The sequence below is a fragment of the Rhodococcus sp. P4_F3_2 genome, assembly GCF_056401335.1.
In genome coordinates this window covers 1-18,626 of record NZ_JBFUJN010000011.1, presented here as the reverse complement: position 1 = coordinate 18,626, position 18,626 = coordinate 1, and the positions used below count along the sequence as shown (strand labels likewise).

Annotated in this window: 21 protein-coding genes; 14 read left to right on the top strand and 7 right to left on the bottom strand. The window is 62.5% G+C overall.

The features are described from left to right. The first annotated feature begins 62 nt into the window (after nt 1-62). The gene (locus AC1DWA_RS13275) at nt 63-1,550 is read left to right on the top strand and encodes an acetyl-coenzyme A carboxylase carboxyl transferase subunits beta/alpha (protein ID WP_153212033.1); all 1,488 of its coding nucleotides are present in this window, start codon (nt 63-65) and stop codon (nt 1,548-1,550) included. Continuing rightward, nucleotides 1,547-2,608 carry a hypothetical protein gene (locus tag AC1DWA_RS13270; RefSeq protein ID WP_477846253.1) on the top strand — a complete coding sequence of 354 codons (1,062 nt, stop codon included), beginning with the start codon at nt 1,547-1,549 and terminating at the stop codon, nt 2,606-2,608. Before AC1DWA_RS13275 ends, AC1DWA_RS13270 begins: the two co-directional genes overlap by 4 nt. On the opposite strand, the gene AC1DWA_RS13265 is transcribed toward AC1DWA_RS13270, so the two are convergent. Then, nucleotides 2,576-3,847, bottom strand: a complete 1,272-nt coding sequence (locus AC1DWA_RS13265; protein ID WP_477846252.1) for an MFS transporter — start codon at nt 3,845-3,847, stop codon at nt 2,576-2,578. The genes AC1DWA_RS13270 and AC1DWA_RS13265 overlap by 33 nt on opposite strands. 177 nt (nt 3,848-4,024) lie before the next feature. On the opposite strand from AC1DWA_RS13265, the gene AC1DWA_RS13260 reads away from it, so the two are divergent. The 3 genes from AC1DWA_RS13260 (at nt 4,025) to AC1DWA_RS13250 (ending at nt 7,675) form a co-directional block, all read left to right on the top strand. Continuing rightward, complete coding sequence (locus AC1DWA_RS13260; RefSeq protein WP_269577032.1) at nt 4,025-5,941, top strand: propionyl-CoA synthetase; 1,917 nt, start codon at nt 4,025-4,027, stop codon at nt 5,939-5,941. Nucleotides 5,942-6,034: 93 nt separating this feature from the next. Further along, a complete protein-coding gene (locus AC1DWA_RS13255) occupies nt 6,035-6,880 on the top strand; it encodes a mycofactocin-coupled SDR family oxidoreductase (protein WP_020908748.1) in 846 nt (281 codons plus the stop codon). Nucleotides 6,881-7,165: 285 nt separating this feature from the next. After that, nucleotides 7,166-7,675, top strand: a complete 510-nt coding sequence (locus AC1DWA_RS13250; protein ID WP_223304422.1) for a hypothetical protein — start codon at nt 7,166-7,168, stop codon at nt 7,673-7,675. A gap of 5 nt (nt 7,676-7,680) precedes the next feature. Here the strand turns inward: AC1DWA_RS13250 and AC1DWA_RS13245 are convergent, their stop codons facing one another. After that, nucleotides 7,681-8,067: a DUF1304 domain-containing protein gene (locus AC1DWA_RS13245; RefSeq protein ID WP_046379045.1), complete on the bottom strand. Its 387-nt coding sequence runs from the start codon at nt 8,065-8,067 to the stop codon at nt 7,681-7,683. Between the two features lie 87 nt (nt 8,068-8,154). Here AC1DWA_RS13245 and AC1DWA_RS13240 point away from each other — a divergent pair, with 87 nt between their 5' ends. Both AC1DWA_RS13240 and AC1DWA_RS13235 read left to right on the top strand, forming a co-directional pair. Next, nucleotides 8,155-8,748: a TetR/AcrR family transcriptional regulator gene (locus tag AC1DWA_RS13240; protein ID WP_060938173.1), complete on the top strand. Its 594-nt coding sequence runs from the start codon at nt 8,155-8,157 to the stop codon at nt 8,746-8,748. A gap of 12 nt (nt 8,749-8,760) precedes the next feature. Further along, nucleotides 8,761-8,988 carry a GNAT family N-acetyltransferase gene (locus tag AC1DWA_RS13235; RefSeq protein WP_290283637.1) on the top strand — a complete coding sequence of 76 codons (228 nt, stop codon included), beginning with the start codon at nt 8,761-8,763 and terminating at the stop codon, nt 8,986-8,988. Here AC1DWA_RS13235 and AC1DWA_RS13230 read toward each other — a convergent pair. After that, the gene (locus tag AC1DWA_RS13230; RefSeq protein WP_020970457.1) at nt 8,946-9,536 is read right to left on the bottom strand and encodes a TetR/AcrR family transcriptional regulator; all 591 of its coding nucleotides are present in this window, start codon (nt 9,534-9,536) and stop codon (nt 8,946-8,948) included. The two genes, AC1DWA_RS13235 and AC1DWA_RS13230, sit on opposite strands and share 43 nt — an antisense overlap. A 112-nt stretch (nt 9,537-9,648) precedes the next feature. On the opposite strand from AC1DWA_RS13230, the gene AC1DWA_RS13225 reads away from it, so the two are divergent. The 3 genes from AC1DWA_RS13225 (at nt 9,649) to AC1DWA_RS13215 (ending at nt 11,993) form a co-directional block, all read left to right on the top strand. Beyond that, nucleotides 9,649-10,887: an MFS transporter gene (locus tag AC1DWA_RS13225; RefSeq protein WP_020908753.1), complete on the top strand. Its 1,239-nt coding sequence runs from the start codon at nt 9,649-9,651 to the stop codon at nt 10,885-10,887. 134 nt (nt 10,888-11,021) lie between these two features. Further along, nucleotides 11,022-11,468: a hypothetical protein gene (locus AC1DWA_RS13220; RefSeq protein ID WP_020970459.1), complete on the top strand. Its 447-nt coding sequence runs from the start codon at nt 11,022-11,024 to the stop codon at nt 11,466-11,468. 156 nt (nt 11,469-11,624) lie between these two features. Next, nucleotides 11,625-11,993 carry a VOC family protein gene (locus AC1DWA_RS13215; RefSeq protein WP_020908755.1) on the top strand — a complete coding sequence of 123 codons (369 nt, stop codon included), beginning with the start codon at nt 11,625-11,627 and terminating at the stop codon, nt 11,991-11,993. Between the two features lie 4 nt (nt 11,994-11,997). Here the strand turns inward: AC1DWA_RS13215 and AC1DWA_RS13210 are convergent, their stop codons facing one another. Beyond that, a complete protein-coding gene (locus AC1DWA_RS13210) occupies nt 11,998-13,344 on the bottom strand; it encodes a cryptochrome/photolyase family protein (protein ID WP_029536898.1) in 1,347 nt (448 codons plus the stop codon). 10 nt (nt 13,345-13,354) lie between these two features. Beyond that, nucleotides 13,355-13,942: a TetR/AcrR family transcriptional regulator gene (locus AC1DWA_RS13205; RefSeq protein ID WP_021345249.1), complete on the bottom strand. Its 588-nt coding sequence runs from the start codon at nt 13,940-13,942 to the stop codon at nt 13,355-13,357. A gap of 76 nt (nt 13,943-14,018) precedes the next feature. On the opposite strand from AC1DWA_RS13205, the gene AC1DWA_RS13200 reads away from it, so the two are divergent. Next, nucleotides 14,019-14,396 (top strand): DUF952 domain-containing protein, encoded by a 378-nt coding sequence (locus tag AC1DWA_RS13200; protein WP_060938171.1) that lies wholly within the window; start codon nt 14,019-14,021, stop codon nt 14,394-14,396. On the opposite strand, the gene AC1DWA_RS13195 is transcribed toward AC1DWA_RS13200, so the two are convergent. Beyond that, the gene (locus AC1DWA_RS13195; protein WP_477846250.1) at nt 14,393-15,388 is read right to left on the bottom strand and encodes an ABC transporter permease; all 996 of its coding nucleotides are present in this window, start codon (nt 15,386-15,388) and stop codon (nt 14,393-14,395) included. The genes AC1DWA_RS13200 and AC1DWA_RS13195 overlap by 4 nt on opposite strands. An 89-nt stretch (nt 15,389-15,477) precedes the next feature. On the opposite strand from AC1DWA_RS13195, the gene AC1DWA_RS13190 reads away from it, so the two are divergent. The 3 genes from AC1DWA_RS13190 to AC1DWA_RS13180 are packed head-to-tail and all read left to right on the top strand — an operon-like array spanning nt 15,478 to nt 18,138. Next, a complete protein-coding gene (locus AC1DWA_RS13190) occupies nt 15,478-16,053 on the top strand; it encodes a TetR/AcrR family transcriptional regulator (protein WP_020970464.1) in 576 nt (191 codons plus the stop codon). Nucleotides 16,054-16,093: 40 nt separating this feature from the next. Next, nucleotides 16,094-16,798, top strand: a complete 705-nt coding sequence (locus tag AC1DWA_RS13185) for a response regulator transcription factor (protein WP_003939853.1) — start codon at nt 16,094-16,096, stop codon at nt 16,796-16,798. Further along, nucleotides 16,795-18,138 carry a sensor histidine kinase gene (locus AC1DWA_RS13180; protein WP_020908761.1) on the top strand — a complete coding sequence of 448 codons (1,344 nt, stop codon included), beginning with the start codon at nt 16,795-16,797 and terminating at the stop codon, nt 18,136-18,138. The genes AC1DWA_RS13185 and AC1DWA_RS13180 overlap by 4 nt, the downstream gene beginning before the upstream one ends. 5 nt (nt 18,139-18,143) lie before the next feature. Here the strand turns inward: AC1DWA_RS13180 and AC1DWA_RS13175 are convergent. Beyond that, nucleotides 18,144-18,626 (bottom strand): carbonic anhydrase (locus tag AC1DWA_RS13175; protein WP_477916704.1); only part of this gene is annotated, 483 nt, incomplete at its 5' end.

Genomic DNA, 18,626 nt, shown 5'->3' with positions numbered 1-18,626 from the left:
CCGGCGGCACCCCGTCCAGGTAGGTTCATCCTGGACGGGGTGCTGCTTACTTGGAGGACGTTGTGCGAATCTCGGCCGAAGAACTACTCACTGCGGTACTCGATCCCGAGAGCTTCGTCTCTTGGGACTCCCCGCCCGTCGACGTCGGACCTGACCCGAAATACGCAGAAGACCTGGCGAAGGCCCGCGAGAAGAGCGGAGTGGACGAGTCCGTCGTCACCGGTGTCGGTACGGTTCGGGGCCGTCGAGTCGCGGTAATTGCCTGTGAATTCAGCTTTCTCGCCGGTTCCATCGGAGTCGCCGCGGCCGAGCGGATCGTGACCGCCGTCGAACGTGCTACGGCAGAACAACTCCCGCTGCTCGCCTCGCCCACCTCTGGCGGAACGCGGATGCAGGAGGGCACCGTCGCCTTCGTTCAGATGGTGAAGATCGCTGCGGCAGTGGCTGTTCACAAAGCGGCACACCTGCCCTATCTGGTATACCTGCGCAATCCCACCACCGGCGGGGTCTTTGCCTCGTGGGGATCCCTCGGCCACATCACCGTCGCAGAACCCGGTGCTCTGGTGGGATTCCTCGGACCCCGTGTCTACGAATCGCTGTACGGCGAAAAGTTTCCCGACGGTATCCAGACGTCCGAAAACTTGTATCGCAACGGCGTTATCGACGGCGTCGTACCCGTCGACCGCCTCCGTCTGCTGGTCAATCGAGCGTTGTGCGTGCTCACCGATCCCCCGGCCCCGGCGGCCACGGACCCGATTCCCTCACCCGAGATTCCCGATGTTCCCGCCTGGCAGTCGGTGATGCTCTCGCGCCGGGCCGATCGACCCGGCATCCGGCAGTTGCTCCGCCATGCCGCAACTGAACAGGTACCGCTCAGCGGCACCGGGCAGGGTGAAACCGACAAGACGATCTTGCTCTCGCTCGCCCGCTTCCGAGGCTTTCCGTGCATCCTGCTCGGCCAGGACCGCAGTGGCCAATCCGCGCTCACCACGATGGGACCGGCCGCGCTCAGGGAAGCGCGACGGGGCATGAAACTTGCCGAAGAACTACAACTCCCGCTTGTCCTCGTGATCGACACTTTGGGCGCGTCGCTGTCCAAAGAAGCTGAAGAACGTGGACTGGCCCCTGAGATCGCCCGTTGCATCGCCGACCTCGTGACGCTGAAGACCCCGACAGTGTCGGTGTTGCTCGGTCAGGGAACAGGCGGCGGGGCGCTCGCGCTGCTGCCCGCCGATCGGGTACTCGCGGCACAGAACGGGTGGCTCGCTCCCCTGCCGCCGGAAGGCGCAAGCGCGATCGTCCATCGCGACATCAGTCACGCACCGGAGATGGCGGCAGCGCAGGGCATTCGTTCGTTGGATCTGCTTCGAGACGGCGTGATCGACGCGATCATTCCCGAAACGCCTGACGCGGCCGACGAACCCGTGGAATTCTCCAAGAGGGTAGGGGCTGCGATAGCGCACGAACTCTTCGTGCTTGCCGAAGAGTCGGACACCGATCGCCAGTCCTCCCGTATCGCGCGCTATCGAAACCTGGGAGTTCCGCAATGACGACGAAGGACCGGAATGCGCTGACGCTGCCGCACAGTTACGACCGCGCGGCACTCGCTCGTTTCGAATTGTTCCTGTTCGCGGGCATCGCCACCGTGTTGATCACCCGCGCTTATCTGGCGGCAACGGGCTATCCCCAGATCGGGGGCGGCGCCCTCCACATCGCACACGTTCTCTGGGGCGGATTGCTGATGGCCGTCGCCATCGTGACGACCGCCATCACCGAAGGCTCTCGCACGCGTGACCTGGCCACGCTCGTCGGCGGAATCGGGTTCGGTCTCTTCATCGACGAGGTCGGAAAATTCGTCACCGCCGACGTCGATTACTTCTACCAGCCTGCCATCGCGATCATGTACGTCGTCTTCGTTCTCTTCTATCTTGCCGCGCGCGAGGTGGTGATTCGGCGCGGAATGAATGATCGTCATCGGCTCGCCATCGGGGCGCGAGCGCTCTCGGACCTCGCTCTCGGTCAGCTCGACGAGATCCAGTACAACCACGCCCTCCGCGTACTCGACGGCGTCGAAGACCGCAGCCTCACCGACCTCGTCGATTCGATCAAAGCCGGCCTGCATTCACAGACTCCGCCGACCGGCGGTATCGAATCGAAGATCACTCGTGGCCGCAACGCGTTCTTCCACCGTGCTGAGGAACTGCTCCGGCACCGTGTCGTCCGCCGACTGGTACTGACCCTGTTCGTACTGCAGGCTCTTCTGGCGATTGTCCAGGTGATCTACGCGTTGGTTTCCGAGAACGTCGTCGAAGCCGACGACGTCTCCGATCTGGTGGTCCAGATCTCCACCGTCGCAACCGGAGTTCTTGTGGTTCTGGGAGTGTGGTTCCTCTTCCGCGGTCCGTACCTGCGAGCCCTGAGACTCCTGCGTGCATCCCTCATCGTGAGCCTTCTGGTGACGCAGGTTTATCTGTTCACGCAGGACCAGTTCGGCGCGCTTTTCGGTTTCGCAGTGTCACTGTTCATGCTCGCGACTCTTCGCATCGCGATTCGAAGCGAAGAGGCCGCCGCGGCTCTACCGCAGCGAGATCGCCGGCCGACTCGGTAGATCGCGGATCCCGCGGAGCGGGCTGAAGAGCAGGACCAATCCACACGGCGCGATCAGGCAGGCCATGATCCACATCGTCCCGCGCGGTCCCACCGCGTCGCCGAGGTAGCCTGCCGTCAGCGCACCGAGCGGAATGCTGCTGTGCAGCAGGAACATACTCGTTGCCACTACTCGTCCGAGGCGGTCCGGCGGACAGTAACTTTGACGGAAACTGCCGAGCACCACGTTGCACGACACGACACCCGCAACCATCACCATGCCGCCGATGCAGAACCAGAACAGGCCGGCACCGTACGTCGTCAGAGGCGCCAACAGGATGAACGGTCCCGTCACCAACTGACAGATGAGAACGCTTCGGGCAGTGCCGAATCTGCGGCCGAGCGGGCGCGCGATCATCGATCCGACAATTCCGCCCACCCCGGCAATCGCCAAGAGAAGCCCGAGTCCGAACTCCCCCGCACCAACCGTCTTTTCCAGGAACACGATCTGAATCGTGGTGTACCCGGTGAGACCGAAATTGAGCAGAGTGCCGTAGACGACGATTGACCGCAGATACGGATCACCGGCAACGAATCGCAGTCCGAGCGCAATCTGCCGTCGCAACGGTTCTCGCTGATTCTGTCCGCGATGGACGGTCTCCTGCACACGAATCAGCCAGATGCATACGAAGCAGAAGGCGAACGTGAACGCGTCGACAACCAGACCGGCCGCGAGCCCGACAGTTGCAACCACCAGCCCACCGACGCTTGGGCCGATCACCCGAGTTGCGGCCTCGGCGCCCTGAATCTTCGAGTTCCCTTCGACAAGATCCGCTTCGGCGAGCACCGTGGGGAGATACGAGTGATAGGCCGCCTGGAAGAAGACCGTGGCTGTACCGGTGAGCAGCGCGACCAGGAGCAGGTGGCCGTATGTCATCGCCTCCAGGAAGCCGGCGATCGCGAGGCTCGCGAAGAGCAGCGCGCACGCAGCGTTCGCGATCATCATGATCGGACGCCGTGGCAGCCGGTCGATCCAGGCACCGGCAGGTAGTCCGACGATCAACCACGGCAACCACACTGCCGATGCCAGCACACCGATCTGGAAGCTACTCGCGTCCAGTTCGCGAAGCGCGACCAGCGGCAGTACGACGGTCGTGACACCGTTTCCGATACCGCTGACTGCGTCGCCGGTCCACAGCAGTCGGAAGTCACGCAGAGCGAGGACTCCCCAGAAGCCTGCGCGTTGCGCTGCACCTGTCACATCGATCCCCCTTTCCGTCCCTGGCTTATCCCACCCCAACGCGCCACTGGCCGACGGGACGGGCCCGCCCGGCGCAAAGGGACGGTACCCGCACCGCTACTGAGGCGCACCGCACTGACGGTGACCTAAGGTGTTTCAGGTCACCGGTAAGCGAAGTTCACGAGAGGACACACGTCGATGAGCTCTTCCGAGCAGGCGTCCCACACCACGTATGCCGACGCATATCGCGAGAGCATGGATCAGCCGGAGAAGTTCTGGCTCGACGCTGCGCGGGCCGTCGACTGGGATGTCGCCCCCACGAAGGCTCTCGACGATTCTGCCGCGCCGATCTATCGCTGGTTCCCGGATTCTTCGCTCAACACGAGCTTCAATGCCCTCGATCGGCACGTCCGCGACGGCCGCGGCGATCAGACCGCGTTGATCTTCGACTCCGCGATGATCCCAGCCAAGACGACCTACACCTACGCCGAATTGCTCGAGCAGGTCTCACTCTTCGCCGGCGTCTTGAAAGATCAGGGTGTGGTGGCGGGCGACCGCGTGATCATCTACATGCCGATGATCCCCGAGGCCGCGATCGCGATGCTCGCGTGTGCACGTATCGGAGCGGTGCATTCGGTGGTGTTCGGCGGCTTTGCGGCCAAGGAACTCGCAACCCGTATCGACGACGCCGGTCCAGTGGTGCTCGTGACGGCGTCCGGCGGCCTCGAACCCGGACGAACAATCGAGTACCTGCCGATGGTCGAGAAGGCTCTGCAACTGTCCGCCACGCCCGCGCACACCGTGATCGTGAAGAATCGCGAGCAGATTCCCGGCGCAGCTGCCGACTACAAGTCAAGTGCCGCAGCCTGGTTCGACTGGGACGAGCTGATCGCCGATGCAACTCCTGCCGACCCGGTGTCGGTCGCCGCGACGGATCCGCTCTACATTCTCTACACCTCGGGAACGACCGGTAAGCCCAAGGGCGTCGTCCGGGACAACGGTGGCCATGCCGTTGCCCTGACGTGGACGATGAAGAATCTCTACGACATCAGCCCCGGCCAGGTCTGGTGGACCGCCTCAGACGTCGGTTGGGTGGTCGGCCACTCCTACATCGTCTACGGGCCATTGCTCGCCGGAGCTACGACGGTCATGTACGAAGGCAAGCCCGTCGGGACCCCCGATGCAGGTGCATTCTGGCGCATCATTTCCGAATACAAAGTGTCGGCACTCTTCACCGCTCCGACAGCGATCCGCGCGGTCCGCAAGGCCGACCCGGATGCAAAAGAGCTTGCCAAGTACGACATCTCGTCGCTCGACACACTGTTCGCGGCCGGCGAGCGCTTGGATCCCGACACCTACGAGTGGGCTACTCGGATTCTCGATCGCCCGGTGGTCGATCACTGGTGGCAGACCGAAACCGGTTGGGCCATCTGCGCGAACCTGCGCGGCCTCGAACCGATGGAGATCAAAGCAGGCTCACCCACCGTCGCCTGCCCCGGATACCGCGTCGAAATCGTCGACGGCAAGGGCGAACTCGTGGGTCCGGGCACCGAGGGCAACATCGTGATCGGCCTGCCGCTTCCTCCCGGAACACTCGCCGGACTGTGGCGTGACGAGGACCGGTACGTGAAGTCCTACCTGTCGACTTTCGAAGGCTATTACCTCACCGGCGACTCCGGATACATCGACGAGGACAACTACGTCTTCGTGCTCGGACGAAGTGACGACGTGATCAACGTTGCCGGACATCGCCTTTCGACCGGAAGCATGGAGGCCGTCGTCGCCGGCCACCCGGCTGTCGCCGAATGCGCGGTCATCGGCATTCACGACGAACTCAAGGGGCAACGCCCCAGCGGCTACGTCGTGCTCAAGTCCGGCGTCGACATCGATCCCGAAACACTCCGACAGGAACTGGTCGCCCGGGTGCGAGACCAGATCGGTGCCGTCGCCACGTTCCGGGACGTCACCGTCGTCGCTGCACTACCCAAGACTCGTTCCGGCAAGATCCTCCGCAAGACCATGCGGCAGATTGCCGACAACGAGGAGTACACGGTCCCGTCGACCATCGAGGACGCGAGCGTACTGGACGAGTTGTCCAAACTCCTTCGCGGATAAGGATTCAGAGAATTCCCCTGCCTGGCTCGCACCGAACGTAGCAGTATGAACACGTTCCAGTTTTCAACGATTCAGACGGGCAGGGGAAGTTCGATGGGCAATTTGGACGGTCAGGTCGCATTCATCACCGGAGCGGCGCGCGGTCAAGGGCGCGCACATGCCGTCAAGCTCGCGTCCGAGGGCGCGGACATCATCGCGGTGGATCTGTGCGCGCCGGTCGCAACGGCGGGGTACGACATGGCCACCGAAGCCGACCTCGACCAGACCGTCGCCCTGGTCGAAGCTCAGGGCCGGCGCATCGTCGCATCCGTCGCGGACACTCGCGACCTCGATGCCCTGAAATCAGCGGTCGACGCCGGAGTCGAGAAACTCGGCCGACTGGACATCGTGATCGCCAACGCGGGAATCGCGGCGTCGGCGAAATTGTCCTGGGACCTGAGCGCCGAAGAGTTCCGCGAGCTGATGGACATCAACGTCACCGGCGTTTGGTTGACGACCAAGGTGTCGATTCCGCACATCATGAACGGCAATCGAGGTGGATCCATCGTGTTGATCAGCTCGATGGCCGGGCTTCGAGGCGTGCCGGGTATCGCACACTATTCCGCGTCGAAGCACGCCGTTCGGGGGTTGGCGAAGTCTCTGGCCAACGAACTCGGCTGGGCGGACATTCGGGTCAACTCTGTACACCCGGGCAATGTGCGAACGACGATGATCGACAACGAACCGATGGTTCGTGCGTTCCGTCCAGACTTGGAGAATCCTGTCCTCGCCGATACCGCTCCGATCATGTCGAAGCTGAATCTGCTGCCCCACCCGTGGGTCGACCCCGAAGTGATTGCGGATGCGGTGTTCTATCTGGTGGGGCCGGCCGGGCGCGGGATCACCGGCATCGCGTTGCCGATCGATCTCGGCACCTCGGAAAAATTCGCCGGCGGCTGAAGGCCCGAACCTGCCGGATGGGTCTCGAGCACCATCCGGCAGAGGCAATTCCGGCTTGATCAAGCCTTCGTAGCAACAGAACAAGTAGTCGACAACCTCATAGGCGCTCCTCGTCTGGCGTGGGAAAAACCGTTGTGGGATGCGCAACAAACCCAAGACCCAGCGTAGAAGCATTTGGCCGCAAACGCGCGTCATTCGGCACTATTTTTTTGGATTCGGGCATACTGGACAACGCTCCCACCACGTATTATGGACCCGAGTTCACACTTACAGGGGGTAGGCACAGTGACGGTCAAATACGCCGTAATGGACCCGATTCACGGAAAAGTCGAGATCTCGTTCGATGTCGACACGGGGGTCGTCGACGTCCGAAACGGCAACTCACACGCTCTGTTGACGCGTCGAGTCGATGCCCCGCGCCGCGAAGGCACACCCATCGGAACGCGCGCCGCCGCCGACTTGTTCTTCACTGTCGGTGGCGACGAAGTCGAACTCACTGTCGGCAAAGGGTTTCTGTCCCGTCGCTCGTACTCTGTCTCGGCACTCGTCGACGGCGTGAGTTTGAACTTCGCCCCAGTCGACGACGCGAACAGTGCATTCACCCGCGACGGATTGCGGATCGGGCACTTCTCCAAGAACGAGGAATCCGATCCCAGACAGACCGACGCAGTCTGGTCGAGCACGCCGAGCACCGACGAACTTGTCATCGGATACGCCCTGGCCGAAGCCTTCGATTGTGGAGCACTCAACGGGGCTTTTGCGTTGATCGAATCACTGGTGCTCGGCGGCGGATAGAGCACTCAGAGCAGGTGGATTACCAGCAGAACAACGGCAATAACTGGGAAAAGCATCTGCACGACGGCTGCGCGGGCTTTGTCGGGAGACGAGAGAATCAGCACCAATCCCGCGGCAACCATCGATCCTGTGCCCGCCAGGACGAGGGCAATTCCGACCGACGCGGAGCCGGTCGCCGCAATCACGATGCCGACCGCCGACACGATCGCCAGGAAAAGGTTGTAAAAGCCCTGGTTGAAGGCGAGCGGCTGCGTGGTGATCGCCTCTTCCTCGGACTTCACGCCGAACGTGGCGCGGGTCTTCGGTGCCGTCCAGAGAATCGATTCGAGGACAAAAATGTATACGTGCACTGCTGCGGCCAGTCCCGCGAAGATGTAGCCGGCGACGTTCATCGGTGAACTCCTGTTGCTTCGAGTGAATTCTGTATCGTTCGGTCCAATATATACTGGACCGAACGATACAGAAAGAGCGAGGCTTTGATGGGCAGATCACAAGAATTCGACACAACAGCCGTGGTCGCTGCCGCTTTGGACGTTTTCTGGGCACGCGGATACGAAGGCGCCTCACTCGGAGACCTCGAATCCGCGACGGGGCTGAGTCGGTCAAGTCTCTACAACTCGTTCACCAACAAGCGCGGATTGTTCGACGCCGCAGTGCAGATGTACCTCGAACATGTCATCCGGCCACGTCTGCGCGGCCTCACGACAAATCCCGGGACAGACGCCGTCGACGACTACCTTTACTCGCTTGAGCACGCGATCGGCACCATGACCGCCGACTCGCCTCGGCGCGGTTGCCTACTTCTCAATACGGCTGCCGGACTCGGCGCGCACGACGATGCGGTGGCAGCCGTGATCCGCGCCTATCGGCAAGAACTTGCCGTTGCAATTCGCAGCGGGCTACAAGCCACATTTCCGACCGAGACAGACGCCACGCTCTCAGACCGCACTCGAATCCTTCTCTCCTGCACAGTAAGTGCACTGGTTCTCGCGCGAGTTGACACCGAAGAGGCGATCGCAACTCTGGAATCTGCGCGCCGCCTGAACACAGAGTGGCAGAGCCGGAACACGTAGGCCGTAACCGCACTGTCCGAGTGGGCATTCCGCGAAGTAGGGTTTCATCGACTGGAACTCGCACACTCGATCCACAACCCACGATCGTGCCGAGTCGCCACCAAAGCAGGGTTCAGCGAAGAAGGTGTTCGACGAGGCTCTGCCAGGCACGCCGACGGCTGGCACGACATGCACGTCCACGCCCGGCTACGCAGCGATCAGCCTTCGGCACCGACCCGCGCCGCGAGCGCAAGCGTCTGATCCACTAATTCCGCAACTCGCTGCGGCGCGACCGGTTCGAGGTCGAACAGAATTCGGTAGATGATCGGTGCCACCACGTGGTCCACTACCGAATCACCATCCACGTCAGCAGCTTCCGGCCAACGAGCTAGGATCACGTCGATCTGTGTCCGACAGAAAAAGGCGCACTTGAACTTCTTCGTGCCGTCCGGTGCGTGCGTCTGGTCGTCGCTCATCAGCACATCTCGCAGCGATGCGCGACCGACGGGTGCAGACATCTCCTCCAGATAGTCCTGCGCCCAGATCGTCAGATCCCCTCGGAGCGAACCCGTTTCACGCGGGTCGGCGTCCGGTCGCAATCTCTCGATCGAGACATCGGCAAAGACTTCGTTGATGTCGCCCCACCGCCGATAGATGGTCGACGGGGTCACACCCGCATCGGTTGCGATCATCGGCACCGTGATCTCTGCCCGATCACGCTGTTCCAACAACTTACGCGCCGACGCATGCACTGCCTGTTGGATGCGCGCACTGCGGCCACCGGGGCGCGGACCTGCGGACGGACTCATAAATCAATACTAACGCAAAGATGTTGCATTAGGCTACGGGCAGGCGTAGCGTCCCAAACGCAAAGTATTTGCGTTTGAAGTCTTCACCACCCGCACGGGAAGCGCTACGACAATGACAACGACCATTTCACCACCGACCGAGAGCACTTCACGCCCACGCTTGGGGCGAGGCGCCGCTTTCACACTCATCGCCGTCATCATCGCTACGTTCCTGGGCGCCTCCGCGACCCCGACACCGTTGTACGAGCACTATCAACAGTTGTGGGGATTCTCCTCGCTCGCGTCGACGCTCGTGTTCGGCATCTACGCTCTCGCATTGCTCGCCACGCTCTTGACCGCCGGATCCCTGTCCGATCACATCGGCAGGCGCCCGGTCCTGCTCGGAGCGCTCGCATTGGAGGCGGTCTCGCTCGCCCTGTTCGCCTCGGCCGACGGTTTGACCATTCTGCTGATTGCCCGGGTCGTGCAAGGTGTTGCCACCGGCGCTGCAATCAGCGCTTTGGGTTCGGCGTTGATCGACCTCGAACGCACTCCGGGCCGCGGATCGATCATCAACAGCGTCGCTCCGACAGTGGGGCTTGCCGTCGGAGCCGTGGGTTCGAGTCTCATCAGCGAGCACCTGCCCAGGCCAACCAGCACTGTCTACCTGGTCCTCCTCGTACTCGTCGTCCTCGAGATCCTCGGGGTTTGGGCCGCTCCCGAGACTTCGGGCGGACGCCCCGGAGCCTGGCAGTCGCTACGCCCCACCCTTGCTGTTCCTCGCGAGGCCCGAACCATGATTGCGCTCACAGCACCGTGCCTGATCGCGGTCTGGGCGCTGGGCGGTTTCTACCTCTCACTCGGACCGGCGCTGGCGCGCAACGCACTTGACGTTCACAGCTCGCTCATCGGTGCCATCATGGTCGCAACACTGACGGGATTCGGAGCCGCAGCGGTGCTCACCTTCCGCAAACTCGGCGGCCGAACCGTGATGCTGATCGGAACAACCGCCTTGGTGCTCGGGGTGGCCGTCACACTCATCGGTGCTGAAACATCCTCTGCAGTATTGATTCTGGTTGGTACGGCTGTTGCCGGGATCGGCTTCGGAGCAGGATTCCAGGGAACCATCCTCACTGTCATGCCGCTGGCCGAGAACCACGAACGCGCGGGGTTGTTGTCCACCGTCTACGTCATCGCATATCTGGCCAACAGCCTTCCGGCATTGCTGGCCGGCTACCTGGTCGGCAAGGTGGGGTTGGTGGATACGACGCGTGGCTACGGCGCACTCGTCATGGTTCTCGCGGCCGCCGCACTGATCGGACTGCTGGTCACCGGCGAGCGAAAGGTCGAAGCTGTCTCCGTGTCGGAGTAGGTGTCCCCCGATCGGTGGACACACCGTTCCTCCTGCACAGGGTCCTGGAAGTGGACATACGACATCGATCCGCTCCGACATAGTTGTCTTCGAGAGAGCCAACCGAACGCTCACCCGGACAAAGGACACCGACGATGACGAACCCACGCTACGTAGTTGCCGCAATCACAGCTCTGGCCGCCGGCGCCCTCACTTTGGGATTGAGCGGAATCGCCAGTGCCGGAACTCTTCCCACGACCGGCAACACCATCACGATGACGATCAGCAACGACACCGAACAGACAATTCATCTCGAAGGCGCCGACAACCCCTACGGACAGTGGATGCAGAGCCCACGCCAGTCGCTCGCGCCCCACGAGACCGAGATCGTCACGGCTTACAACCAGGACCCGCGCGGCCTGACGGTCGACGTCGTCTATTCCACTCCCGGCGGCGGACAAGCCGTCTTCATGGCCAACGACTATCCGCAGTTCGACACCGACGGAACTCGCACCACCGACCCTGATCACTACTTCATCTCGAGCTACATCGACGGCTACTACCCGAACCTGAGCGTCGGGTACCACCTCAGTGCGGTGTGACTGCAGCAGTCGTCATAAGTAATCCATCTGCCTCTCAGACGCACTCGTTCTTGGACATTCGTCCGGCGCGAGGGAAGTGTTGAACACGGCCCCGCACGACCAGGCACACGCCCCGCTGCCGGTGGCCCGAACATCAACGGGAGAGGGAAAACCACAGTGCGACTACCCAACCAGTTTCTGATCTACGTCAGCGATGCCGCCTCCGCAGCAGCGTTCTACGGCGAATTGTTCGACGCGAAGCCTGAGGTCCTCAGCCCTCGGTACATGACCTTCGACCTCGGCGGCGGCGTGGTCCTTGCACTGTGGAGCGGCAAGTCCCGCGACCTCGATCCCGCGACTCCGCGCAATTTCGAAGTCGGCATATTGGTCGACGGCGGGAGCAATGAAATTCGGGCGATATACGACGAGTGGGTGGCCAAGGGAATTGAGGTCGTCGAAGAGCCAAACGAAGATGTCTTCGGTCTGACATTCGTCATTTCAGATCTGGACGGAAACCGCCTCCGCGTAGCGCCCGCAGATCACTGAGCACTCAGCCCTTGATCTCGCCGTACCGGCGCAAGGCTTCCTCACGCTCATGCGCGTGATCGACGATCGGGTCCGGGTAGTCGACCGGGCGCATCGCCTTCAACGAGTGGACGGCCTTCCCGGGAACATCGCGGAGTTCGGGAACCCACCGACGGACGTATGCGCCGTCGGGATCGAACTTCTCCCCCTGCGTGATGGGGTTGAAAACGCGGAAGAAGGGCGAAGCATCTGTGCCCGACCCTGCAGTCCACTGCCACCCGTGCTGATTGGAGGCCAAGTCACCGTCCACCAGATGCGACATGAAGAACCGTGCGCCACGCCACCACGGAATGTGTAGGTCCTTCACCAGAAAAGACGCGACGATCATTCGCACCCGATTGTGCATCCAGTTCTCGGCCGCGAGTTGCCGCATGCCGGCATCCACGATCGGGAAGCCGGTCTTGCCCTCACACCAGGCCGTGAAGGCGGCGTCTGCGTCCACTCCACCGTCGTGACGTAAACGGTCGAACTTGTCGTCGTAGTTTTTCCGCGCGCTGTCGGGGCGTTGAAACAGGATGTCTGCGTAGAAGTCTCGCCACGCCAACTGGCGACGGTAAGCCTGAGCGCCGTCGCCCAGTCGCTTGGAGAGATCTGCCAACATCGTTCGCGGATGGATCGTGCCGTACTTGAGCGGAATCGACATCCGGCTCGTGGTGTCGAGGTCAGGCCGATTTCGTTCGTCGTCGTACCGGTCAAGATCGTTCTCACAGTATTCTTTCCACTGTTCGAGGGCGCCGACCTCACCGACGAAATCGCTGACGGAGGCGGATGGCGCGGGGATACTCACCCGGCGCGGGCCACCCTCCTTGTCGCTCGGATCGAACCAACGGACCGTCTGCGCATCGGTCGACGCGGGGCCCCGCCAACCGTGTTCCATCCACTGACGGAAGTACGGCGTGAACACCTTGTACGGATCACCGTCCGCCTTGGTGACGCGTCCGGGCGCCACGGCATACGGAGATCCGGTGGCTATCAACTCCACCTGCTCCGCCACGGCCGCGTCGCGCCGTCGGCCGTAGGGTCCGTAGTCGGCACTGATGTGAACTTCTTCGGCGCCAACGGATTCCGCTACACGGGGCACCACGTCCGCCGGATCACCTCGAACCACCATCAGTTTTCCGTCGAGTTGATGATCGAGCGCCGTCAAGTTGGCGAACAGTTGATCCTGACGGGGTGAGCCTGCCGGTCCGAGCAGGTTCTCGTCGAGAACGAACAAACCCAACGTCCGCCCGCCGGCATCCGACGCTGCACTCAGGGTGGGAAGGTCACCTACCCTCAGATCACGTCGAAACCAGACCACAGAGTTACTCACCCAGTCGAGCCTACCGATCAGATCCCAGAACGCATCCCACCGCACGAGCTGCAAGTTGCGCAGCTCGTTCTGTTGTCGGTTCGGAAGCGAGCCCGAGCAGTCGCTGCCGGTGCTCCTCCCCGAGCAGCAACGTGTACAACTGATCCGCGCACAGCGCAGCCTTCTGGCCGTGCTGATCGATCAATATCTTCTCCAGAAAGGCAATCGACTTGGCCGGGCCGGATTCGTAGAACGCGGCGGCCAGTTCCGGGAACTGCACGGCCTCGCCGATCATCATGCGGTGCAGCGCAATCGAGTTGTCGCTGTGCAGGGCGACGACGATGTCCACTGCAGCGGCGAGCAGGTCCGACTGGTCGCCACCGGCGTTCTCGACATACGCGTGCTGACGCGAAACAGCAGCAGCAAAGACCGCGGATTTGTCGCCGAAATAGCTGTACACGGTGCGCTTGGCGACGCCGGCCGCTGTGGCAATGGCGTCGATGGTCGTTCGAGCGAACCCGACTTCTCGAAACGAGTCGACCGCGACGTCGAGAATCTCGTTGCGTCGATCAGCTCGCTCCGCGTCGCTGGTTCTCCCACGTCTGCGCGGTTGCTCCATCAAGTCCCCTACTACCGTGCCACTCAATTAATGCTACGTTGACGTTTCATTATTTCGAACACTACAGGAGCACTGCATGACCGGACAACGACTCGTCCACGTCGCCATCGCCGACGACTGGGAAGCATGCAAGCGTTTCGGTGAGTACGAGGTCTCGACGCGCGGAATCAGTTACGACGAGGCGGGATTCATTCGCGCAACCACCCCGGACGCGCTCGATTCGGTGCTCGATCTGGTGTTCGGCGACCTCACGTTGCCACTGATCGTCGCCGTCATCGACCAGGACGCTCTGACCTCCGCGGGCATCAACGTCGAATGGGAGGCGGGAAAGCCCCGAATCCTCCGACCTCTACCGATGGACGAGGACACCGTGGTCGTCGAACTGGTCGTGGAACGCGTTGACGGGGCCTGGCCGATTCCCGACCTGACCCCGTACGCAAGCCCCGCCGGCTAGACCAGCGCAGCCTCGGGTTCGACCACGGGGGTCGACGCCTTCTTCCGGCCGGCGGCGACGCACAGCGCGATCCCGACGGCAATCCAGCACACCAGCACCAGAAGTGGCGTGGCGGCGCCATGGCCGTCGAAGAACGACATCGAACGGACGGATGCTCCTGCGGCGCCAGGTGGGAGCAGCTGCCCCAATGCACCCCAGCCTGCGGGCAACCACGCGGCAGTTGTCGCCATCCCCGAGAGTGGGTTTCCGATGAACATCATCGTGACGGCACCCAACGCGAATCCCTTCATCCCGAGCAGGGATTCGAGTCCCAGAATGGGCAGCGAGATGGCCGACATGCCCATGGTGAGTGCGAGCGCGGTGAGCAGGTAGTTTCCGTCAAGACTGTTGGTGCCGAACTGCAGAATGGCAGTCAGTGCAAAACCCGCGACAACCGCGACGCCGGCAGCGCCCAACACTCGCTTGACAATGCTCCGCGGAAACAGTTGCACGAGAACAACAGCAGGCATGATTCCGCCGAACACCAAGGGCAAGGCCAATGCCGTGAGCCCAGCACCGGTCGGGTCGTCCGCAGTCAGCGGCACAACGTCTTCGACGGGCACCTTTGCCCCCGAGGCCTCCGAGAGGCTGTTGGCCACCCCGGTCAGGGTCTGGGCGATCGGGGTTCCGCCTGCAGTCGCGATCAACACGTGAGGACCGTTGGCATCAACGGCGATTCCGCCGACCACGTCGCGATTCCGAATCGCGTCACGCAGGGCGTCGGCGTCAGCGAATTCTCGAGTATCGAAGGCGCCTTGCTTACTCGCCTCGAGCGAGGTGCTGATCTGTTCGGTTGCCGGAGCTGGACCGGTGATGCCCAACTTCAGTTCGTGCGGGCCACTGTTGACCGAGGGCAGTACGAAGGCAAGCAGCATCAGCCCGATCACGGCGGACAAGCCCAACACCACAGCCACCAACTTCTTGCGGTCCCGTGCTTCAACTTCGGCGTTCATAACTACCTTCCCTAAGTGGAAGTTTTTCCTCCACTATTTGTGGAAGATATTCCTCCGGTTATGATGAACTGTCAATACCGGAGGTGAATGTGCGAGCCGATGCACGTGAACGCAGAAACGCAATAGTCGACGCCGCACGAGCGGTGTTCACCGAGCGCGGGCACGACGCGCCCCTCGACGCAGTCGCAGAACTCGCGAAAGTGGGCATCGCCACGCTGTATCGGAACTTTCCGACGCGCGAGGACCTCGTGACCGCCGTCGCCGTCGCAACACTGACCGATGTTCGCGAGGCTGCCGACATCGCACTCACGGCAATGTCCACCGATCCCACAAACGCGTGGCACACGCTGGTGGACCGCCTCGTGGAACTGCGCCTGGGTGCGCTCATTCCTGCACTGGTGGAACGCAGTTTCACCGAGCTGGCGCCCGAAGTTCTGGCGGTGCGTGAGGTGACGAAATCGAAGATGACCGCGACGATCGGCGCCGCTCAGAGCGCCGGACTGGTTCGCGCCGATCTGCAACCGCTCGAATTCGTCATGGCTCTGGCCAAACTGACGCGCCCGCAAATCGAATTGTCCGACGAGGCCATGCCGAACCTGGTCCCGCGGTTGGTCGCGGTGTTCATGGCCGGTTTGCGTCCGGACGGTACCGACTTGCCGGTCTGATCGGCGAAACCCGACGTACCAGGCAAGGCACAATGGGGCTGTGACCGAGATACCGAAAATCCTCGTAGTCGACGACGACGCAGACGTCCTGACCTCACTCGAACGCGGATTGCGGCTCTCGGGATTCACCGTACTGACGGCAGTGGACGGCGCCGACGCGCTCCGAGTGATCTCCGACAAGCGACCGGACGCGGTAGTCCTCGACATCAACATGCCGGTGCTCGACGGCACCGGTGTGGTGACGGCGCTTCGTGCCGCCGGCAACGAAATCCCGATCTGCGTGCTCAGCGCACGCAATTCGGTCGACGATCGCATCGCCGGGCTCGAATCCGGCGCAGACGACTACATGGTCAAACCGTTTGTCCTCGCCGAACTGGTTGCCCGGATCCGCGCAATGCTCCGTCGCAGCAACACTCCGGCCGGTGATCACTCCGAGGGAACGAACACCCTGCGGGTCGGCAACCTCGACATCGACCTCTCCGGCCGCCGGGTTCGCGTCGACGGCAAGGAAGTACCGCTCACCAAACGCGAATTCGAGCTACTCGAAGTGCTCGCTCACAATTCCGGCATCGTGCTTACTCGCGAACGTCTCCTCGAACTCGTGTGGGGCTACGACTTCGTCGCCGACACCAACGTCGTGGACGTCTTCATCGGCTACCTGCGTCGAAAGTTCGAATCCGGCGGTTCACCTCGTCTGCTGCATACCGTTCGCGGCGTCGGGTTCGTGCTTCGGGAGAACCCGTGAAGCGTCGCCGCTTCTCACTACGAACTCGCGTTGCCGCGGCCGCGGCACTGGGGGCGACGTTCATCGTCATCGCACTCGGCGTGGTCGTTGCACTGGCTATCGCACGAAACAATCTGGCGCAGTTGGACCGTCGATTGGAGACGGCATCGACGGTCATCGTGGCCAATGCGGCTACAGCGGGACCTTTTCTCGGCGCGTTCGGTGACGGCGGAGCGTTCTCCGTGACCATCCGCTCCGATACCGACGGAACCGTCAAATCCAGTACCCCGACGCGACTGCCCGAATTACCGGTCGGCTCGGCGACCGTCGACGTGGACGGTACGAAGTACCGGGCTTACACCGCCGAGGCCGACGGAATCAATGCCCTGGTCTCGCTGGCGGTTCCCTATGCCGAGGCGCGGGACATCACGGTCGACCAACAGCGTCAGGTTGCGTTCTTCGGCGTCGGAGCCGTAGCGGCCGCAGCCGCGTTGGGATGGTTGTTCGGTGGCCCGGCGGTGCGCCCACTCGTGGAATTGACCCGCCGGATCGCCAGGCGAGATCCCGATCTCGCCACCGAGGTTTCCGGCATCCGTGAAGCGGACGAGCTTGCCGCAGCAGCAGAATCGATGCTCAGCGACGTCGCCCGGGCACAGGCCGCGACCAACTCGGCCCTTGCTGCCGCTCGGGACTTTGCTTCCGCGTCGGCTCACGAACTCCGAACTCCGTTGACGGCGATGCGAACCGACATCGAAGTGTTGTCCATTCACGATCTCGACCACGAGCAGCGACGTGAGATCCTCACAGATCTGGCCCGCGCACAGGGCCGCGTCGAATCGACTCTCCGGGACCTGGAGCGACTGGCGAAGGGCGAGTTGTCGACGGCTGAGGACTTCAAGGACACCGATTTGACCGAGGTATGCGACATCGCTGCCGACGATGCACGACGCCACCACCCGAGCGTCGATGTCAGTGTCGTCACGGTGGATTCCCCACTGCCCTATTGCATCCGGGCCCTTCCCGGCGGAATCCGGTTGATCCTCGACAACGCGATCACCAATGCAGTCCGCCACGGCGGCGCGAGCACGGTGCGCATCACCCTCGCGCGCCCGGTCGATTCACCGGACACCGTCACGATCACGATCGACGACAACGGTTGCGGAATACCGGCCGAGGAACGCTCGAGCGTCTTCGAACGCTTCACTCGCGGATCGACGGCAGGCAAGACGGGTTCCGGTTTGGGCCTGGCACTGGTGGCGCAGCAGGCGGCCCTGCACGGCGGACGTACGACATTTCACGACAGTCCGCTCGGCGGGGCTCGCCTGCTGGTCGAACTCAGGGATCAGCCCGGACCCGAATAGCCCCTTCAGGTCTCGATCAACTCGCCGATCCCTGACGCTGTCACTTCGATGACCCGAGCCGAGCCGATGTCGAAGAACAGTCCGGCGATACGCAGGCGACCATCCACACGGGCCTGACCGACCAGAGGATGGCGTTCGAGAGTCTGCAATTGGACTGCAACATTGACCATTCCGAGCTGATCGACCTCCGAGAAACCCGCCTCGGCCGCAGCACGCGCCACCGGATGGCCACTCGTATATGCCTGCAAGCTCGTCTCCGCATTCCTCAACCACTCACCGACAACTCCCGCTTCCGACGAACTGTTCGTCAGGAGTGCCTGCATCGCGCCGCAACCCGAGTGTCCGCACACGATCACCGAACTGACACCCAACTCGTCGATCCCGAAGGCCAGTGCCGCTTCCACCGACGTATCGCGGCCGCCGGCAGGAACCAAGTTTCCGACGTTGCGCACAGTGAACAGGTCACCTGGGCCACTGCTCGTGATGAT